This window comes from Gluconobacter thailandicus F149-1 = NBRC 100600 (assembly GCF_000964465.1).
In the GTDB taxonomy this organism is placed as follows: domain Bacteria; phylum Pseudomonadota; class Alphaproteobacteria; order Acetobacterales; family Acetobacteraceae; genus Gluconobacter; species Gluconobacter thailandicus.
Genome location: NZ_BANH01000121.1, coordinates 1 through 536 on the forward strand (window position 1 = coordinate 1; position 536 = coordinate 536).

Here is a 536-nt window from a genome sequence, read left to right on the forward strand (position 1 = left end):
TAACCAGAAATGGACAGCGGGCATCACAGACATCTGGACACGGGAGGGCCGGGTTTCCGGGGTGTGGTGCTGGACCTCTTCTCACGCAGAGTCATCGGCTGGAACCTTGAGGTCCATATGACTGCAGATCTTGCCACCACAGCGTTACAACGCGCTATTGCCTTGCGTCAGCCACCACCAGGCTGCATCCATCATGCTGATCGTGATAGTCAGTATTGTTCAGAGGCTTACCGTCAGCTCCTTTCCGCTCATGGCTTTTTCGTATCCATGAGCAGAAAGGGAAACTGTTGGGATAGTGCAGTGGCTGAGAGCTTCTTCAAAACCCTGAAAGTAGAACTCATGTGGTGACAGGTTTAGAGCACGCGTCAGGAGGTTGAGCAGGCCATCACTCCTTACATCAACGATGTCTACAACGCGCAGAGGCTGCATTCCGCACCCCAGTGGAAAAGCCTCTGGATCACGAGCGCAACGCCGCTTAACGGATAACCCGGTGGTTCGGAAGTAAACCGTGACACGTCCAGCCGAAGCGAGCGCAC

The 536-nt window shown here is 54.7% G+C and carries 1 protein-coding gene; it reads left to right on the plus strand.

Annotated features, from left to right (window positions below):
• Positions 1-117 precede the first annotated feature (117 nt).
• Positions 118-348: a DDE-type integrase/transposase/recombinase gene (locus tag B7444_RS17515; RefSeq protein ID WP_373277522.1), complete on the plus strand. Its 231-nt coding sequence runs from the start codon at positions 118-120 to the stop codon at positions 346-348.
• The last annotated feature ends 188 nt before the right edge of the window (positions 349-536 follow it).

What these genes read in the sequence shown, in the direction of transcription:
- B7444_RS17515 (WP_373277522.1), top strand. Translation starts at nt 118, where the DNA reads ATGACTGCAGATCTTGCCACCACAGCGTTACAACGCGCTATTGCCTTG.